This is a genomic window from Paenibacillus sp. Soil787, from assembly GCF_001429545.1.
Taxonomy (GTDB): domain Bacteria; phylum Bacillota; class Bacilli; order Paenibacillales; family NBRC-103111; genus Paenibacillus_E.
The window spans coordinates 25,721-44,814 of the sequence record NZ_LMSP01000002.1 but is presented as its reverse complement, the minus strand read 5'-3'; the positions used below and the strand labels follow the sequence as shown (position 1 = coordinate 44,814).

At 41.9% G+C, this 19,094-nt stretch carries 14 protein-coding genes and 1 pseudogene; 4 read left to right on the top strand and 11 right to left on the bottom strand.

Translation table 11 applies throughout. The features are described from left to right. Positions 1 to 24: 24 nt before the first annotated feature. From ASG93_RS04820 to ASG93_RS04790, 7 genes are all read right to left on the bottom strand, one after another. Positions 25 to 2,472: a right-handed parallel beta-helix repeat-containing protein gene (locus ASG93_RS04820; protein WP_056829411.1), complete on the bottom strand. Its 2,448-nt coding sequence runs from the start codon at positions 2,470 to 2,472 to the stop codon at positions 25 to 27. 134 nt (positions 2,473 to 2,606) lie between these two features. Further along, on the bottom strand, positions 2,607 to 3,710 hold the full coding sequence (locus ASG93_RS04815; protein WP_056829410.1) for a peptidyl-prolyl cis-trans isomerase: 1,104 nt from the start codon (positions 3,708 to 3,710) through the stop codon (positions 2,607 to 2,609). A gap of 78 nt (positions 3,711 to 3,788) precedes the next feature. Beyond that, complete coding sequence (locus ASG93_RS04810; RefSeq protein WP_056829408.1) at positions 3,789 to 5,114, bottom strand: carbohydrate ABC transporter permease; 1,326 nt, start codon at positions 5,112 to 5,114, stop codon at positions 3,789 to 3,791. Between the two features lie 19 nt (positions 5,115 to 5,133). Further along, positions 5,134 to 6,042, bottom strand: coding sequence for a carbohydrate ABC transporter permease (locus ASG93_RS04805; RefSeq protein WP_056829407.1), 909 nt, complete (start codon positions 6,040 to 6,042; stop codon positions 5,134 to 5,136). Positions 6,043 to 6,109: 67 nt separating this feature from the next. After that, positions 6,110 to 7,483, bottom strand: coding sequence for an extracellular solute-binding protein (locus ASG93_RS04800; protein ID WP_056829405.1), 1,374 nt, complete (start codon positions 7,481 to 7,483; stop codon positions 6,110 to 6,112). A gap of 128 nt (positions 7,484 to 7,611) precedes the next feature. Further along, positions 7,612 to 9,240, bottom strand: coding sequence for a response regulator (locus tag ASG93_RS04795; protein WP_056829403.1), 1,629 nt, complete (start codon positions 9,238 to 9,240; stop codon positions 7,612 to 7,614). A gap of 22 nt (positions 9,241 to 9,262) precedes the next feature. Next, the gene (locus ASG93_RS04790) at positions 9,263 to 11,089 is read right to left on the bottom strand and encodes a sensor histidine kinase (RefSeq protein WP_056829401.1); all 1,827 of its coding nucleotides are present in this window, start codon (positions 11,087 to 11,089) and stop codon (positions 9,263 to 9,265) included. Between the two features lie 251 nt (positions 11,090 to 11,340). Between ASG93_RS04790 and ASG93_RS04785 the strand changes: the two genes are divergently transcribed. The 4 genes from ASG93_RS04785 to ASG93_RS04770 all read left to right on the top strand — a co-directional run bounded on the left by ASG93_RS04785 (position 11,341) and on the right by ASG93_RS04770 (position 15,230). Further along, positions 11,341 to 12,783: a spore germination protein gene (locus tag ASG93_RS04785; RefSeq protein ID WP_082614703.1), complete on the top strand. Its 1,443-nt coding sequence runs from the start codon at positions 11,341 to 11,343 to the stop codon at positions 12,781 to 12,783. 72 nt (positions 12,784 to 12,855) lie between these two features. Beyond that, entirely contained in the window at positions 12,856 to 13,932 is a 1,077-nt protein-coding gene (locus ASG93_RS04780; RefSeq protein ID WP_056829399.1) for a Ger(x)C family spore germination C-terminal domain-containing protein, read from the top strand. Positions 13,933 to 13,935: 3 nt separating this feature from the next. Continuing rightward, complete coding sequence (locus ASG93_RS04775) at positions 13,936 to 15,030, top strand: GerAB/ArcD/ProY family transporter (RefSeq protein ID WP_056829397.1); 1,095 nt, start codon at positions 13,936 to 13,938, stop codon at positions 15,028 to 15,030. Then, positions 15,027 to 15,230: a hypothetical protein gene (locus ASG93_RS04770; protein ID WP_056829395.1), complete on the top strand. Its 204-nt coding sequence runs from the start codon at positions 15,027 to 15,029 to the stop codon at positions 15,228 to 15,230. The genes ASG93_RS04775 and ASG93_RS04770 overlap by 4 nt, the downstream gene beginning before the upstream one ends. 86 nt (positions 15,231 to 15,316) lie before the next feature. Here the strand turns inward: ASG93_RS04770 and ASG93_RS04765 are convergent, their stop codons facing one another. The 4 genes and pseudogenes from ASG93_RS04765 to ASG93_RS04750 form a co-directional block, all read right to left on the bottom strand. Continuing rightward, complete coding sequence (locus tag ASG93_RS04765; RefSeq protein WP_235550741.1) at positions 15,317 to 16,228, bottom strand: helix-turn-helix domain-containing protein; 912 nt, start codon at positions 16,226 to 16,228, stop codon at positions 15,317 to 15,319. Between the two features lie 121 nt (positions 16,229 to 16,349). Then, entirely contained in the window at positions 16,350 to 17,354 is a 1,005-nt protein-coding gene (locus tag ASG93_RS04760; protein WP_056829393.1) for an SDR family NAD(P)-dependent oxidoreductase, read from the bottom strand. 240 nt (positions 17,355 to 17,594) lie between these two features. After that, a complete protein-coding gene (locus ASG93_RS04755) occupies positions 17,595 to 18,440 on the bottom strand; it encodes an oxidoreductase (RefSeq protein ID WP_056829391.1) in 846 nt (281 codons plus the stop codon). Positions 18,441 to 18,462: 22 nt separating this feature from the next. Beyond that, a pseudogene (locus ASG93_RS04750) lies at positions 18,463 to 19,018 on the bottom strand (NAD(P)H-dependent oxidoreductase). Between the last annotated feature and the right edge of the window lie 76 nt (positions 19,019 to 19,094).

Here is a 19,094-nt window from a genome sequence, read left to right as displayed (position 1 = left end):
ACCATCCCCTCCAGGAAGTTTGCTTTATTGGTAAGCTACCGTCGGATTCCAGGTTGTTTCGTCATTGGAATTGGTTCCGTTCTTATCTACGATAAAATAAATCATATCATTAGCTGCAACGGTTGTCGTTATATCGTGTGTAACCCCAACAGTGTCGGTTCCTCCAATAAATTGCCAGCCGCTTGCAGGCCAGATCTGCGTTCCGTTCTTCATGATCTTTACATTCACGCCATCGCCGCCGCTATTTCCTTTCTTAGGATTACCGGTAATTCTTACCGACCCTATAACAGGAGCTTTCCATGCTACTACGGAATCATTAGTATCAGGATGGATCTGGGATGGAGACCAGATGAGGTTATACGTATAAGTTCCTTTCCAATGGTTTAAGGTTGCATCCCAGGTCATATTCGAATAGGTACTTCCGCTTAACTGCATATAATTCCAATACCCCGAGTTTTGGGTAGATGAAAAATCATTGGCAAGCGTAGACGCGTATCGGATCATAGGATCCCAGTACGTTCCGTCGCTGCTGTTGTTTACGTTTTTATTCACTACAAAATAAATCATATCATTTGCTGCAACAGTGATTGTTACATCGTGTGCTACTCCGGATATGTCTGAAGCACCGATAAACTGCCATCCGCTTGCTGGCCAGAGCTGCGTACTGTTTTGCATCATCTTCACATTCACGCCGTCGCCGCCGGCACCATCTTTCCTTGGTTTGCCAGTGATTCTAACCTGTCCTGCTTTCGGTGCCTTCCATGCCAATACAGTATCATTGGTATCAGGATGAAGAATTGCCGGGGACCAGATCCGATTCCACGTACCTGCACCCTTCCATGCGCCCAAGCTTGAATTCCAGCTCATATTCGAATAAGTGCTGCCGTTATATTGCATATAGTTCCAGTTTTTCTGACCTTGTGTCGTTGAAAAATCGAGTGAAAACTTATTCGTCGTATTCGAATCATAAGTGCCATCCGTACCGTATTCTTGAGCTCCAATATCTGGCATCAAATTATACAACGTGTTGCCCCAGAAATCTACCCCGCCATTACCGGCAGTAGGTTTACCTTTATCAATAGCTGCTGATGTCGATTGAAGTTTGTAATTATCGGCAAAGCTCATACCGTCGCCAACTACGCCTGGATTCACAAATTGAGGATTTCCAGTCACTGCATTACCATCAGCAGCGTTTGCGGCTTCAGGATAGTACAAATTATTGTCATATTGCGAAGATTGCCAATTAGGACTTGTTTGGTAATTGAAAATGTTGTTCCAGAACCTATATGAGCTGCCGTCCGCGCCTTGACTTGCATCAAGTGAACCGCTGGACTTATAAAATGTATTATTGTAGAAGTCGGCTGGCCTATCGTCAGATCTTGCTACATACAACATATCATCGACGCTTACGTTATATCTTAGTACAGTTTTAATATAGCCATTCGGGGTGATATGCGCACAATCAAGCCAGAATCCGCCTTCGTTCCCATGGGAATAATTGTACTGGAAGTAAATCGTTCCACCTGTTCCAAAGTCCGTATCAAACCCTGTTCCGTCAGCATCAAACAATTTAGTTCTAGCTACTTCATTGTATTGAAAAACAGTGTCTTTAGAGATAACTTCCCACATACCTGCAATAAGATGTGTATCGGCGGCATTACCGTTGTACCCGGCATCATAAACCGAATTATGTTCAATAAGCGCGTTCACAGTACTGCCTATAATCACACCGTCGGAACCCGTTTTACTAACAATATTGTTTCTAACAACGACATTGGTAAACAATTGGTCAGCAGTCGTACCGCCTGTTGAATCAACCTTAATACCGCTTGTCAAAACATCATGTATATTGTTTCCTTCGATCAACACATCATCAAAACGGTCAGTCGGTGTAGCGTCACCGTCAAATCTGATGTGAATTCCTGAGTTATCATACATACTTTGATATGCAGGCATTGACCTTCTGTTTTCTCCGGTTACATCGTGGATATTATTGTTCGCAATGTGGATGCCATGTGTAATCCCCGTTGTTTTAGCAAGCACTCTAATCCCGCTTCTTGCGGCTCTGCTAGCTGCAGTGTTGGTTATTTCCAGGTTGTTAATCGTCCAGTATTCCTGAGCATTCAGGGAAACCGATGCATCAACACCGCCTCCTGCAATCAATGGTTTGTTACCGGTTCCATACATGTCTATGGTGATTTGATTGGTGCTATCCCCTGAACCAAGAGGGCTCAGCGTGCCAGCCCACGATCCTCCAGCTTTAAATAAAATTTGGTCACCGGGCTGGAAGGTAATGCCATTAACCTTTGTTAATGTTTGCCATGCAGATGAAGTGCTAGTACCGCTGTTACTATCGTTTCCTCCTGAAGAATCAACATAATAAGTGGTACCTGCAGCCTGTACGGTCGCAACCGGAATGGTTACTGCCATTAGCATCATGATGAGGAGCCATGCACTAGCAAATTTTTTCACTATTTGTATCCCCTTTCAATTCTATGTTGTTTGATTATTTAAACTACTATTCCATGACCTCAACTTTGCTCAGCCGTCTCACAACAACCTCCCCTTCATTTAAACTGAGGTCTGGATAATAATAATTTACAGTTTTAAGAAATGCTGTTGTACACATTGTCGTTTACAATGAATTTTGCTTCATGAACTAGTTTATCTATGAGCTCATCAACCTTTTTGTCAGCTAATTGCTTCTTAACTTGATCTCTTACTTCATCCAGTGGTTTATAGCTGGGCATGCTTTTTTCCAGCACTTTAACGATATAATAGGAAGCGTTCTCTTCGATAACGTCACTTATCTGCCCATTTTTTAGTTCATTCAACGTTGTAGTCAATCGCGGATTTGTCCAGGAATCCGTCTTGTAAGTGCTTTCATCAAATGTTAGTTCCTTGTATTCTACATCTGATTTATCTTGTTTCTTATAGTCGCTAACGATATCTTCAAATTTCAAACCCTTATTTGTATCATCTTTTATTTTCGCAGCCAAACTAGCTGCCATTTTTTTCTTATCTGGCGAAGGATTACCTTTTTCATCCAAATAAGATAGGACTATTTTTTCGTACTTAATCGAATCCATCTTTTTATACAATGTTTCTTTATTTTCGTCATAGGCGTTTTTTATTTCTTCTTCATTGGAGGATAGCTCTTCATCCGCCAATTTGTTTTTTAATTCTTCCATTCTATTCCCATGGAGAATATCATAATATCCTGTTGCATCAAATTGCTGGGGGCCGTATATAGCTTGTTTATTTTCTACAGCCTTCTTTCGTCTTTCGTTTTCAGCTTTGAGGTTATCGAGGAAACCAGAAAAGGATATATCACTGGCTATTCCGTTATTTTTCATGACGATCTGCTCTGTTTTAATTATTTTCAACTTATCCAATGTCTTTTGCTTAAGTACTTCAATTGGTATTTCTCCCTGAAAGCTTGTTGTCCAGAATTTGGCGCTATCTTTTACGCCATGTTTTTGAACAAAATAGGAAAAAACATTTGCTCTTGAACCTGACATGACGTTCAAGAACTCATCCTTGGATACCGGCTCTCCATTTACCGAAAATACGGTTGCATCACCTGCATATTTGTTTGAGTGAAATACAATCAAAGAGGCTGAAAGTAGTACCGCCGCTAATAGCGGCAATAGGACGGCAAAAAATATTTTCTTTTTAAAAATACGATTTATCCGCTTACTTTTCTTCATAAGTACCCCTCATCCCAAAGATTTGAAGGCTCGTCTGGTCTATAGCGACGAGCCTTCCTATTAAGTTAACAGATCGTTCTAACCTTTTACACCGGTAAAAGATGCACCTTTTTCAATAAATTTCTGGCAGGTTATGAACACGATTAGCAAAGGAATCATACTAATGACACCGCTGGCCATGAGCATGTTCTCCGAGATTACACTGGCTTGATTTTGCAAATTGTTTAAGGCTACCGTTAAGGTCCAGTTTGCAGATGATCTTGCCACGACCAACGGCCACAAGAACTCATTCCACACGGGTAAAAATGTCAATACCGAAACAACGGTAAAGATCGGCACGGACATCGGAATCACAATTTGGTAAAAAGTCCTGAATTCAGAGGCGCCATCTACTCTTGCGGCTTGTATCAGCTCTCGAGGCAATTGATCAAAAAAACCTTTGAACAAGAAAATAACGATACCCCAAGCGGTATGTGGTAAAATGATTGCCCATAATGTGTCTACCAAATGCAATTGATTCATCGTTAAATAAAGCGGAATCAAAAGCGCGATATCAGGAATCATAAGTGTGGCCAGAAAAAACATCACTAATCCTAGCTGAAGCTTTTTACTTTTTATCAAAAACGAAAGTGCATACCCAGCTAGACCACCAAACAGCAGTTGAGAAACAATGGTGGCAAGTGTAACGATCAAACTATTGAGGAAATAATGACTGATTCCATATCCATCATTGGATGCTGCTTTAGTAACCTTGTTAAGAACCAAATAACTATCGAATATGCTCCAAAATCTAGGTTTCTCTTCAATACTCAACACCTTGCCGCTCACAAACTTCGAAGTTGCATAAAAATCTCGAAAATGAGTTGAAACAAGTTTCTGTAAATCCTGTAAATTCCCCTTATCGTTTACGATACCGCCACTATCTCCAAGCCATTGGAATGTAGATAACTTTTTCTCATGGATAATTGGCAATTTAACATTCATCAGATTATCGTTAAAAAGTGTCGTTGGAACAACAAGATTTCTTCCATAATGGAAGGAAGATCCCGTTGTATTCGCGGAATAAATCATTTTTCCATCCTTTATCCCTTTGACTACAACTTCCCCGATTGAATCGCGAACATTCGATGCCCATGGGTACCAAATCGCTTTCATCGCATCTTTTTCGTAAAACTGGGCATCCTTCAGTTCCTGGCCTGAGTAATCGATTTCAACCTGAACCGAATGGGGTATGGCAGGCAGCCACTTTGGCGGAAATGCCAAGATTGAAGACTCGTCCTTCAATGAAGAAGAGATCATCCACGCAAGTGGTATAAGGGAAACAAGAACAAATAAAAAGGTAAGACTATAAGCAAAAAGTGAAATCGACCTTTGCCCTTTTTCTTTAATGGTGTTTGGATTCACAGTTCGTCACTCCTTTCTATCAATCATTATCCTTGGAAACTTTGAGTTGTATAAAGGTGATCAAGCCAATCAGGATAAATAAGAACACCGATATAGCCCCCGAGGCTCCAAAGCGAAGTTGTTGAAAGGCCGTATTGAAAACAAACATCGATACAACCGTTGTACTGTCGGCGGGCCCTCCTTGCGTCATCACATAAATATTATCAAAGGTCAACAGGATCCCTGTCATAAAACTAATTAATTGAATGAAAATAATGAACTTCATATTTGGTAAAATCATCGTTAACATGCGTTTCCATGGACCCGCCCCATCCATTTTGGCAGCTTCGAGAATATCCGTTGGGACTGATCGTATGGCAGAATAATATAAAAGAATCGCTATGCCTTGGCTGGCAATAAGTGAAGGGAGGACGACTGCGAACTTCGTCACATGCAAATCGTTTAACCAGAGGTAAGGACCTAAACCTATCTTCCCAAGGTAATAATTTAACATTCCGTGGTCAGGATTATACATCAATCGCCAAATCAGAACATTAACGACCACAGGAACAGCGGAGGGGAGCTGATAAAGGAAGCGAATGAACATATTCCCATGATGAATTTCATTAAGAAGCAATGCCTGAACGATAGGAACCCAGAATGTCATGAGCAAATACAGCAATGCAAAAACAAAGGTAATCTCTATCGAATGCCAGAAGGAAGCTGAGTTCAAAAATTCAAAATAGTTATCTAAACCCACAAACCTTCCGGGAGGATTTCCAATTTCATAATCAAAAAAACTGATATAGATCATTTTAAACAAAGGATAATATTTAAATAAAACAAAACTAATAAGCGATGGAATTAAAAAGATAATTGGCATCCAGCTAATGGTCATACGTCGTTTCACTTTTACACTTTGCAGTTCTGTCTCTATACTGGTTTCCATTCCACTCACCCTCTTTAGGTAATGATCGGGATTCCCTTAAGGGAATCCCGATGTCTACTGTCTCTATTTATTTTTTGACTTCAGCATTGTATTTGTCTATCACTTCTTTTTGCGCCAAGTCTTGCTGCTTTTGAAGCTCGGCTTTTGGATCTGCATTTTGGTCAAGCAGCACTTTTTGAATCGCGCCAACGACATACTTACTGAGACGGTCCTTTAAGAAATATTCTAGATGTGTATCTGAAGCGGCCTTCTTTATGTTTTCAACAATATCAACAGGGATACCCTCATAAATCTTTGAAGTGTCCAGATCTGTACGGATATTAAGCAAATTTGGGAATTGGCCAATTTCTTTGATATAATTCAATCTACCATCGAAGAAGCTCTTCGAAGACATGAATGTAATATAGGTCCAAGCTGCATCCTGCTTCTCTTTCGTCGTTTTCGCATTAATTGTCCAATAGGCACCTCCGACTTGCGAAGGCGATTTACCGGATGGGCCAGCAGGAAACGGCATAGCGCCTATATCTTTAATATCCATGCCTTTAGCAGTAAACCAATCCACCCATCCAACGGTCATTCCCGTATGTCCTGTATAGAAATCCTTGTTATTGTCGTCCAGTGATTGTACAACGTTTTTCTGCACGACTTTATGCGTCCATTTTAAGTCTTTATAGAATTGCAGCGCAGTTACTGCAGGTTCTGAAGTGAATGTCAACGTAGCTGTTCCGTCATCATTTTTCTTCGTGAGATCCCCGCCGGCTTGCCAAACATAATATTCAAAAAACCAATCTGCCCAATCCATTCCCAAAATATCATAACCAATTTGACCTTTGCTTGGGTCTGTTAATTTCTTTGCCGCATCAACAAATTCATTCCATGTCGCAGGCGGCTTGGCAGGATCAAGACCGGCTTCTTTAAAAAGCTTTTTATTATAGACCAAAGGTGTTACATACATATCTTTAGGAACGCCATAGACCTTTCCATCCCTAGTTGCAGCTACCATGGAAGAAGGAATGTAGTTCCCCTTATCCGCATAACTATTCCATCGATCCGTAATATCTAATGCAAAACCTTGCTTAATATATTTTTCCATATCAGGGTAAGGATTATTTGGTGTTGCATCTGGTCCTTGCCCGCCTGCCATTGCTGTCAAATATTGCTCGCGATCTTTACCTCCTGTTGCAAGCTCTTCATGCTTCACCTTGATGTTCGGAAATTTCGCATCAAACGCTGTAAACTGTTTCTCAAGATATGGCTTTACAGGATCATCAGCAGCTGGCTTATCCCATACTGTAATTTCTACCGGTTTAGCTGAAGCAGCTGCTGGCGTGTTGACGGCAGGGCTGCTGCTAGGGCTAGTAGTGGCTGTTTTGCCGCCACATGCACTAAGCAAAAGAACGGAAGAGAGAGCGACGGCAATTACTTTAAGTTGTTTCTTCATTTTTCAATCCCCCTGAGATATTCTTGATTACGTTTTCATTATAAGATGAGCGGAAGATGGTTGGAATCCAATAATTCAAGGTTGTTCTATAAATAATTCAATGAAAGTTATAAATTTTTAACACCTTATTATTCTGATTGTCGATGAATTTGCCTGAATTCTTTCGGTGATACACCGTGCGATTTTTTAAAAACACTGCTAAAATACGCAGCGCCCTCAAAGCCGACCATCTCCGCTATTTCCTGAACCTTCATATTCGTTCCCCGCAACCATTCAGCCGCCTTTTCCATCCGCAGCTGGGTCAGAAAATCAGAATAGCCTTGTCCATACTTGTCTATAAACCGCTTAGAGAAATAAGTTGGGTGAATAAAGAAACGTTCTGCAATGGACTGCAGGGATATGTTTTCGTGTAAATTCATAACAAGATACTGCTTAATCTCATCCATGACATCCTTAACTAAATGATCTTTGGCCAAGAAATGGATGATATTCGTAACTTGACTTTGGATTTGATGAACAGCTTCATGCCAACTTGTCAGATTTTGCAGCCAATATTGCAGATCATCCATTTCCCCGATAACCAACTTGGTATCTTCTGTTTTCTCCAATAAGTATTTCCGTAAAAGAAGATACATATCTACGCAGAACCATTCCAGCTGCGAGTAAGTTGCTGTGGGGAATTCCACAAGGTTCTGAATACGTTGTGCAATCCATCGATGTAAGGCCGTTTCATTCCCTTCATGAAGAAGACTAAACAGCAGTTCTTCATCTTTCTCTTTCATGATTTGTTCTCTTGAGCTTGTATGGCTCTGAATCCAGCTATAATCATAAATTTGGTTTGCGCCTTTAATGATTTTATTACGGAGCGATAATTTGGCTAACTCGTATGATTTCTGCATCTTATCCATGCTATCCACAATACTGCCAATAGCGATCGTGACTTCCAGACGCATGTAATGGTTCACGCCATAAAGAACTCCTGTGAGCCATTCTTTTACCGCAGTGCTTTCATTCAGATTATCGACACCTAATATATACACCATCTCATTTTGGTGAATCGCGTGTTGAAAAATAACGCCGTCCCTACCAGCCAATTTCATTTGATCCGACATCATATTTTCAATGGCGAACCGGATGAGTTGTTCATCGCCTACTCGAAAAGAATAATGTGGAAGCTGGAAGGGCTCAATAACAAGTACGATGGTTAAAATATAGGGGAATTGCTCAATAATATCAGATACCGTCATTATTCTCTCTTCGGACAATGCCGCATGTTTAGGATCATGGACCATTCTGGTTAATACCTGCTGGCGAAGATTTTCCAGATTCGTTTCTTTATCTTGCCTCAACTTTTCCATTTCAAGTCGTGATTTCCGTGTTTCTTCGATTTTTAATATGATGTTTGCTAAATTGCTGCGCAGCTCCGCCTCGTCAATAGGTTTCAACAAATAGTCGGATACACCGTACTTAATCGCTCGTTTTGCAAAGTCAAAATCACTATATCCGCTAATAATGACAAATACGATTTCAGGATTGAGCTCTTTGGCCCTTTCTATAAAATCTAATCCGTCCATTCCGGGCATCCGAATATCTGTAATCACAATATCAGGCTGCTCGCGGAGGACTAACTCAAGCCCTTCAATGCCGTCACCGGCTTCACCTACAATGGTAATCGGTAAGCTGGATATGTTAATTTTCGCAATAATCCCTTTGCGTTGTTTGGGCTCATCATCTAAGACCAGTACTTTAAAGTTCATACGAACTCGCTCCTTCAATCCATTATTTCATTAATCGGATAGTGACTTGCGTGCCTTCGCCAAAAACACTTTCAACGGCTACGCCATATTGTTCACCGTATAACAGTTTTAACCGGGCTTGGACATTAACCATTCCTATTGATGTATGTTGATTGCTCGCCGAATAACTGGATGCCGACCAAGTATTTAAACTAAGCTGTAAAGCTTTGAGTTTGTCCGGATCCATACCGACCCCATTATCCGTCACTTTGATTATGGCATCCTGCTCATCCACCGATACCGCTTCAATTTGAATCGTCCCGCCCTTTCGCGAGCGCTCTATGCCATGAATAATGCTATTCTCCACAATGGGCTGAAACAAGAGCTTTGGAATTCTCATCTTCGTGAGTGCAGGATCGACAAGAATGGTATACTCAAGCCGAGTTTCATAACGAATTTTCTGAATCGATAAATAGACTTCAAGCTGCTCAATTTCTTCTCCTAATGTAGAGAAGCTTGCCCCATTGATATTATAGCGAAGCATTTTGGCAAGAGATCGGCACATGACACTAATCATCTGACCCTCACCCTGAACAGGTGCCAAGCTCTCAATTGTACCGAGCGTATTATACAAAAAGTGTGGATTCATTTGTGACTGCAGCGCTTTGATTTCCGCATCCTTTTTCAACAGCTCCGTTTCATACACTTGGACAACCAGATGATTGATTCTATGCGTCATTTGATTAAAGCTTTGGCAAAAGTAACCGATCTCATCTTTGGTTTCAACGGGTACAGAGATATTATAATTACCTGTTTCCATCTGCTTCATCCCTTTTCTTAAACTCTTAATCGGGTTGAGTACCCGCGAGGAAAGGAAGCTTGCAAACAGCATCGTGCCGAACAAAGCGATAAGTCCTATCAGAATAGTCCTTTTAGCAACGGAATTGACCCTGGCAAGCAGCACGTTCACAGGCACTTTACCAACCAACATCCAGTCTGAATTCATAAAGCTCTTGTAAACAATCAATGTTTGACTGTTATTTTCATTAATAAAAAAATAAGGTTCCGGACGCGTTTTTTCAAATTCAGAAAAGTTCTGTTCATTAAGCAGCGGTTTTCCCTCTGATGCTCGATCAGGGCCAAGTACGATCGTTCCATCCTTCTTATTGATCAGATAAAAATCGGCTTGATCATTCGATTTAAGGGATTTTATCCACTCCTGCAGCTTTTCATTTGAAAATTGTATCGTCAGCATCCCGATAATTGGCTGGAGATCCCCAAATACATCCTTGAGTGCTTGTGTATAGGCAATTGTTCGATAAGGTTGATTTTTCGGGTCATAAGTATGGGAAAGAACCCACGCCCCTTTACCATCGTTTTGAACCGCTATTTCCCTCAGTCTATCTAATTCTTTTTCGGATGAGGCCAATTGGCTTGGGCTAATAAAATAACGGTAGGAACCGGCAGCCAATCTGCTTATCCCATTCGAATCACGGACGACGATGGCATCGATGAATGGATTATTACTTGCCAGATCTATGAGTCTAAACGTAAAATAGCTCATTTTCTCCGGGTTCTTAGAGTAATCTTTCATGAGTGACTGCAAATCCGTATCCCTAAAGAGATTCCATGTTTCTTTATTCGTGTAATCCATGTGGGATTCCATCGTTTGAACGGATTGATCCACCAGGCGTTCCATATTGGATATCGCGTTTTTCTTTATATCCGCAGACGTTTGAACATAGAAATTAATCCCAAGACTGAGTACTGTAATAATGATGATCGTGAAAAAAGACAGCAGCATTTTCCTATAAAAAGATCGTTTCACATAATCAATAGGCGTAGAAATCCATTTGATAAATATATTCAAAATATCGCCTCCATTTCGACATAACTCGACATTATTTCTTTCAATCTTATCATAGGTATTAAACCTTGTCCTATAGTTGCCATCTATCCCCTAGTATCCACGGTTAAACAAAGTTCCATATAACTACAAACGAAATCCTATCAGATCACTTTTTGCAACCTTCATGAACTAGGGAAAAAATCGGCATATGTATAAAAAACCCACCTCAGCAAACAATATGGCTAATATTAGTGGGAGCTGGGGGATTTTCCATGTTAAGGGCTGATGCAACTAGTCTCATTGTAAAACAAATCACGGAACGTCTTGGACAATCTCCCGACTTCATTTGTGAAAAAATGGTAATCGATGAAGAATTGAACCTTTACTGCATTTATCTTGCATCGATCGTAACGACGAATCAGATCGATGAAATGCTGTTGAAGCCCATTTTCGAAGGAAATCCAATCATAGAAGCATCTACACATCATCCAGTTCACTGGTTGACAAATAGAATCCCGCTTATTGGGCGGAAGGAATTGTCAGGATCCATAGAAGGTATCAACGAACTTCTTGAAGGTCATTGTCTTCTCATTCCAAGCTGGGGAAATACAATTCTAAGTTATGATGTCTCAAAAGGGGAATATCGTACTATTTCGGAACCCACATCGGAGGCTTCTGTTCGTGGTCCAAGAGAGGGCTTCGTTGAGGATATATCGCGGAATGTCGCTTTAATCCGGAAAAGACTGAAGAACGAACATCTCGTATTTGAATCCATGACGATCGGGTCAGCAACGAAGACTAAAGTATACCTGACTTATCTCAATAATGTGGCCTCCGTGCAAGTTATTGATGAGTTCCGCCGTCGTCTTCATGCCATTCAAACCGATAGCATTTTGGAGAGTGGATATATTGAGGAATGGATTCAAGATAAAACATTCTCGCCGTTTCCTCAACTAGTTAGTTCAGAACGACCAGACATCATTGTCGCTAAATTACTCGAGGGACAAGTCGCAGTCATTACAGACGGAACACCGATCGTTCTATTGGGGCCCGTCACTTTTTTTCAAATGTTCTCATCGGCAGAAGACTATTACCAACGAGCGGATATTGCCACTCTTACGCGTTGGTTGCGTATGCTTGCTTTTTTGTTATCCGTATTCATACCCTCTCTTTATATAGCGGTGGTAAGCTATCACCAGGAATTATTACCTACCTCCCTCCTAATCAGTTTGGCGGCTCAACGTGAAGAAGTGCCGTTTCCTGTGTTTATTGAAGCGATTATCATGACGGTAACGTTCGAGATCTTACGTGAAGCCGGACTTCGTATGCCGCGTATTGCCGGCCAATCCATATCTATCGTAGGCGCTCTCGTTTTAGGCCAGGCCGCAGTGGAAGCCGGGCTCGTTTCGGCAGCGATGGTTATTGTTGTATCCCTTACAGCTATTTCGAACTTCGCTTCTCCTAACTACAGTTTCGGTATTACTCAAAGAATCATTCAGTTTTCGTTTATGCTATTGGCCGGGGTACTGGGGTTATTTGGCATCATGTCCGGCGTTTTTTTTCTACTGGTTCATTTGGTGTCGATACGTTCGTTCGGTGTCAAATATATGACTCCACTAGCTCCCGTAGCGCTTTCCGACTTGAAGGACACCATGGTTAGGGTCCCCCGGTTTTTAATGAAACGAATTCCGCGTGCGTTTTATTCAAAGAAATAAAATGGAGTGAGAATCGTGAGAAAATCATGTCTTGCCTTATTTTTTCTGCTGTTCTGCTCAGGATGCTGGGATATGAAGGAAATTAATCAATTAGCGATTGTCAACATCGCTGCATCCGACAAAGACCCGAAAACGGGTATGATCACCTCTTATTATCAAGTAATAAATCCCTCCGGTGTCTCAACGAAAAAAGGCGGCTCAGGAGGCGCAGCCGTATATACGTATGATTTCAAGGAATATAGTTCGGGGAGATTTGCGGATAAGACAAGCAGGGTAATGCCAAGGTTGTATTATACACCTCAAATACAGTGTTATATTGTTTCGGAACGGTATGCCCGGCAAGGTATTTTAGATTTAATTAATTTTCTGGAGCGAGATCCGGAACATCGGACAAATGTGGATATTATCGTTTCCGACGCACCGTTATCCGTTGTTATGAACAGCTTTACCTCTCTGGAAAGAGTACCGGGCCGGTATATTCGCTCTTTGTTTGAACTTCATGCGCGTAATTTTCATATGAGTGTATTCCCTAGCCGGTTAAACGATTTAGCGAAAGGTATCAATTTCCACCAACCGACCATCATCCCCATTCTCGAATACAGCAGCAAGCAACCTGCTTCTAAGGCAGATAAATTGGAAAGCATCAATGCAAGTAAAGAGTCGATGAGTTTTGACGATGGAGCTGTGTTTATCCATGCTCGCATGGTTGGCCGTTTAGGTGTGGAAACAAAAACGGTATTCTACATCTTGAATGGCAAGCTCGAGAAATTTGTAGAACCCATTGTAGTTAATGGAGAAAAGGTCGATGTTGAAGCACAGAATGTTCGAGTTCATAGGGAATATGACCGCTCTTCCTCTCGTCTTACTATACAGGTCCGAGCTGATCTTCGGATATTAAGCAATAAACAAAATGAAATGACCGTTCAAAATCTTCATGATATAGAAACGGCATTTAATCAATCCCTAAAACAGAAAGCAAAGTCTTTCGATGAATTGTGTAAAAACAAAGACTGGGATCTGCTAGGCATTCAGGATAAAGACGTTGATCCTGCATCATGGCATCAATTTAAGGTCTTGGTTCTCGTAAATTCCAAGGTCACAACGATCGGGAATACAGGATCTTCATACAAGGTAGAAAAGAGTGATTGATAAATGGAAAATGCCCAGCTAAGCGGATGGCAATTGGTCACATTAACTTTTTGCTTTGTCTGCGGTACTACGTTTCTTTTGTTACCGGGAAAACTTATCGCTGATGCAAAACAGTGGGGTTGGCTCGTTTGTATGTGGTCATTCTTGTACGGGTTAGTTTTGGCGGTGTTGTGGCTGTATTTATCCAAACGTTACCCTGGGAAAAGTATCGTACAAATTGCGACACAAGTTCTGGGGAAATGGGCTGGAGGAATCGTCACTTTGCTTTACATCCTTTATTTCATCCAAGTTGCATCCTGGGTAACACGTAATTTAGGTGACTTTATGCATACCAATCTGATGCCGCGAACTCCCATTTCCATCTTCAATATCGTGGTGTTGCTCGTGTGCGCTTATGCTGTTGTGAAAGGGATTGAGTCGATTGCAATGGTTTGCGAGCTTGTTACGCCGTATATTGTAGTCGCTTTCTGGATTCCTTTCTCGGTCATGCTTAAGGTCTGGGACTGGCGGGCATTCAGTACACCCTATCATTTTCAGCTTTGGACCACAATCCTTCAAACCAAATATGCGCTTGCATTTCCCTATATGGAGACGGTTATGTTCATGATGCTTTTTCCATATGTAAAACGTAATTTAAAAACTTCATTTCTTTTAGGAATCGGCTCAGCCGGGGTTATCCTTTCTATTTCTATGTATATGACAATTGGTATTTTAGGATTAGAGCGCGGCTCCCATCATCTATACCCGGTTTACACCATTTTTCGTGAAATGAAGTTTTCCGGTTTCGTAGAACATTTAGAATCGATTCTTTCTATAAATATTTTCCTGTTAGTCTGTATCAAATTAAGTTTGTTATTTTATTGTGCGGTAATAGCGATATGCCAGCTGTTCAAAGTGGAAAGACGCTCTGTAGTTGCCTATCCGTTAGTATGGATCATCTCCGCGTACTCCCTCTTATTCGCAAACGTTATAGAGAACGTTGAGTGGGTTCAAAAGTATTTGTTTAGCTACTATATGCTTTACGCCGTCATCGTTCCGGCCATTCTAATTATTGGTACCTGGCTACGGAACAAACAGAGGAGTGAAACCACGGCATGATCAGTATGCTAATCCTGTACACAATATTTCTCATCGGAGGTTTGATGGTTCTTAACCGGGTACGAAAGTTGATTAGAAAGGAATTACTTATTTTCATCGGGGTGACAACAGTGGGTGGAGTTCTATGGGGAAGCATCATTGTACATCATCCACTTGATTTGAATAAAATCATCGCATTGATTATGGATCAATTGCAATAAGAACATCCCTTACATACAGGATGGGGAGAACGGATAGTCTGTGATTGCCATCCGCGCCGTCCTCATCAAAACATTTGATTCAGATATTAAGGGGTAGCCTTATGATTAGGCTTTTGCTGGGGTTGCTTGCATGTGGATGGAGCCACGCCAAACCTCTCTTTAAACACCTTGGAAAAATGAGCCACACTCTCAAATCCTGTCGAAAAACAAACATCCGTAACGGATAAAGAGGTGTGAAGCAGCATTTCTTTCGCGATATCCAACCGGCGATTACGGATCCAGCGTACAGGTGATGTTGTATTATAGATCGCTTGGAAATCTCGTTTAAATGCTGATAAACTTCTCCCTGATAGGTAAGCAAGATCATTTAGCGAGACAGGGTTGGTTAGATTCTGCTCCACAACCTCCGTTATGCTCTTCCTCTTTGTATGTTTGAGCTGTAAAAACTGGTATAAAAAATGTTCGTCAGCATCCGCAACATCAAACAATAATTCCAACAATTTTACTTTAATTAATCCATCCCTAATGTTATCGGTTTCCTTGAAATACGGTTTCAACGAATTGATATAATTAATTAATCGTTCACTGACCGCTTTGACAGATACCGGTACTAACGCTGATGGATAGTTGCTTTCGAGATATGCCATTTTGATAAATTCGGTGAGTAGCTCTTCTTTAAGAAAGAACATCATATAGTCCAAAACATAGTCGGAACCTTCTTCTCCCGATTTCTCATAATCAACCATGATCGATTTCTGCAGCAGAACCATTTCATTCTTCCGTACGATATATTCCTGACTGCCGAATCTTACCGTATAGGTTCCCTCTAATACAAACAAAAGCAGATGATCCTCCAAAAACATGGTTCCCTTTAAACTTTTTGTAAAGGTACAAGACTCGACAACTGTAAATCCTTTCATCTTCAAGATCCCTTGATTAAGCGGTTCTCTGGCCAGACCGTGAGGAACCTTCATTACTTTTTCAGCTCGCAAAAACAACTGTATTTCCTCCTTATTGTTCAACTGCTAGGAACTCCTCCATGGTTACAAGGACCATACTTACGATTAGTATGATCCTACCGCCTCCACATTTATAAAATTCCATTCGTTAAGAAAATTTTCAGATGGAAAAACTAACTCTTGTGAGTTCTTCACTCAATGACCAGAGTCGCTTAGCAGCCAGCTCGTCTGCTGCCCACGGGCATACCCCGATTACCCCTGGCTTTCCTAATAATTCAATCGGAACCAAAGGAGCAATATCGATATTTTGGCAATAAACGCCACCTTTCCCGTCAAGTTGGTTACTTACAGCACACCAGACAATCGTCGCCGCTCCTTCCGGGACGGTTTTGCGTTCCTCCGTCAATTCGCCAAATACCCGCCGCCCCTGTACGTCGATCACGCCAAAAGCACCCATTTCTTCGTCGGACAAATAGCGGGAGAGATTGGTGACAATGGTACCGGGGTGTACGGAGAACGCTCGAACATGGTGCAGCTTGCCACGCTTATCCAGTTCTAAGCCGAATAGGGCGTTAGCCGTCTTGGATTGCCCGTACGCCTCCCATTTGCTGTAAGGGCGGCGCAGATAATTCGGATCCTCGAAATCGATGTTACCTAATCTATGACCGCCTGAAGAAACGGAAACGACCCGAGCGCCATTTGCCCGTTTCAGAGCCTGCCAAAGGCGAGATGTTAGTTGAAAATGACCCAGGTGATTGGCGGCGAACTGCAGTTCATATCCTCTGCGATCGCGCTGTTCCGGTATGGCCATGATCCCTGCACAGTTCACGAGAATGTGAAGGGGACGGCCCGATTCCTCGAATCGGCGGGCAAAGGCATCAATCGAATCCGGATCGGTAAGCTCTATCTCACCTAGTTCCGCTTCAGGAACGGAGTCCAATGCGACGATGGCTTTGTCTCGTGAGCGGGCCGGAACGATCACTTGGGCGCCTGCCTTGGCTAATACCCTCGATACCTCCAAGCCAATACCAGAATATCCGCCAGTCACGATGGCAACTTTGCCTGCCAAATCTACTCCTAGTATAATTTCTTCCGCAGTCGTACGTGGTCCGTATTCGGTGTGCAAAGGTTGTTGCGGCGTCTGTTGGTTTCCTTGAATTGTCATAAATTTACTTCCTCCCTTGAAAGAGATACATACAGTCATAATAAATGTGACCAGGATGAGATCATATTAATAAAAACTGTTGAATCGACCCTAGACGAAAAAAAAAAAAAAAAAAAAAAAAAAAAAAAAGAAGGTACCGAACTTAAGAGCCATCCAAAAGTTGCTTGGCGTATAACAATCGGAATTGAAAAACCGGAGTGCGAACGCCTCCGGTTCAATTGAATGTATTTGACTTAGAAATTAGACATCTTCATGATCAGTACCTGTAATAACGTCATGCCATGCCTGTATATCTTTTTCAAAATTAGCCGTCTTTTCCCGGTATCTTTGCAGCGAATCCTTGCCAAGCGGCAAGTGGACCGGCGGCTTCTTCGCGTTTGCAACCTGCACGATTGCCTCGGCCAACTTGACGGGATCGCCCGGTTGTTTCTTATTTGCTTGGGTAGCAAATTTTCTCATTTCTCCTACCGTTTCCGCATAATCCGGAATGATGTTGCCTGACCGCGTTAGCGACGCAGCATCCAGAAATTCCGTACGGAAGAAGCCCGGGGCTACCACGGTCGCATGAATCCCAAGCGGAGCCAATTCCAATGCAAGTGACTCCGTCAATCCTTCAACAGCGAACTTGGTTGCACCATATACGCCCCATCCGATATAACCGCTTAAACCGCCAACTGACGAAATATTGATGATATGTCCAGAACGTCTTTGACGCATATGGGGAAGGACCGCCTGGGTCACATTCAACAAGCCAAAAACGTTGGTTTCGAAGTTTTTCCTCACCTCTTCAGCAGTGGCTTCTTCAACCGCACTCAATAACCCAAATCCTGCATTATTGACAAGGACATCAATTTTGCCGAATTTCTGTACGGCTTGATTCGCAGCCGCTATCGCCTGTTGTTCATTGTTAATATCCAGAAGAACAACTTGAAGATTCTCCGGATTTCCTAATTTTTCAGTTAAAGACTCCGCCGAACTCCGGACCGTTGCGACAACATTATCCCCAGTTTCCAGCACAGCCTTTAGGATTTCAAAACCAATGCCTCTTGCTGCCCCGGTGATAAACCAAGCTTTTTGATTTGTCATATTGCTTCCTTCTTCCTTTGTCTTATTTTTGTAGTACGTTATCTGCTTGGAACCTTATAATCTCATCAGCAAGCAGATATTCTGCATATTGCCGAGAGCTCGAAATTAATTCTTCCTTGCTTTTATCATCGGTATCAAAGATCGTGAAAGGCTTCAAGAAGTCGGTTTCGATTAAATTACTCATAGCATGGAAAGGGCTAAGGAGCTCATGAATCGTATAAAGATCACCGCCTCCAGGCTGATAATCAATTACCGTGCCACCTATAGAAATTGCCAGCCCAAGTTCCTTCCCTCGAAGCTTTCCTCCTTTCGACGTATAGCCCCAACCGTAAGTCAGGACATCATCTAACCACTTCTTGAGAAGCGGAGGTGAACTATACCAAAAACTGGAAAATGATCCGATCATGCTTTTCCGCAAGTTCTTGTTCTGTTTGAACATCAATCCGCCAATCCGGATAGGATGCATATAAATCATGCACGGTAATCTGATCCGGATACTTCTTTGCTTCCTCAATCCAAGCCTTGTTCACTCGAGATTTGCCCATATTAGGATGAGCGACTAGTACCAAAGTCTTCACGATTTCCCCTCCTATTCACGGAATTCGTATTTTTACTTCCTTCAGTATTTGCCTTGTACATATTTTTATGAATTCC

Bases quoted from the DNA above. Each gene is read 5' to 3' on its own strand.
- ASG93_RS04775 (WP_056829397.1), top strand. From the start codon at position 13,936: ATGGAAAATGCCCAGCTAAGCGGATGGCAATTGGTCACATTAACTTTT.
- ASG93_RS04780 (WP_056829399.1), top strand. From the start codon at position 12,856: ATGAAGGAAATTAATCAATTAGCGATTGTCAACATCGCTGCATCCGAC.
- ASG93_RS04760 (WP_056829393.1), bottom strand. From the start codon at position 17,354: ATGACAATTCAAGGAAACCAACAGACGCCGCAACAACCTTTGCACACC.
- ASG93_RS04795 (WP_056829403.1), bottom strand. From the start codon at position 9,240: ATGAACTTTAAAGTACTGGTCTTAGATGATGAGCCCAAACAACGCAAA.
- ASG93_RS04785 (WP_082614703.1), top strand. From the start codon at position 11,341: ATGTTAAGGGCTGATGCAACTAGTCTCATTGTAAAACAAATCACGGAA.
- ASG93_RS04805 (WP_056829407.1), bottom strand. From the start codon at position 6,042: ATGGAAACCAGTATAGAGACAGAACTGCAAAGTGTAAAAGTGAAACGA.
- ASG93_RS04815 (WP_056829410.1), bottom strand. From the start codon at position 3,710: ATGAAGAAAAGTAAGCGGATAAATCGTATTTTTAAAAAGAAAATATTT.
- ASG93_RS04770 (WP_056829395.1), top strand. From the start codon at position 15,027: ATGATCAGTATGCTAATCCTGTACACAATATTTCTCATCGGAGGTTTG.
- ASG93_RS04800 (WP_056829405.1), bottom strand. From the start codon at position 7,483: ATGAAGAAACAACTTAAAGTAATTGCCGTCGCTCTCTCTTCCGTTCTT.
- ASG93_RS04755 (WP_056829391.1), bottom strand. From the start codon at position 18,440: ATGACAAATCAAAAAGCTTGGTTTATCACCGGGGCAGCAAGAGGCATT.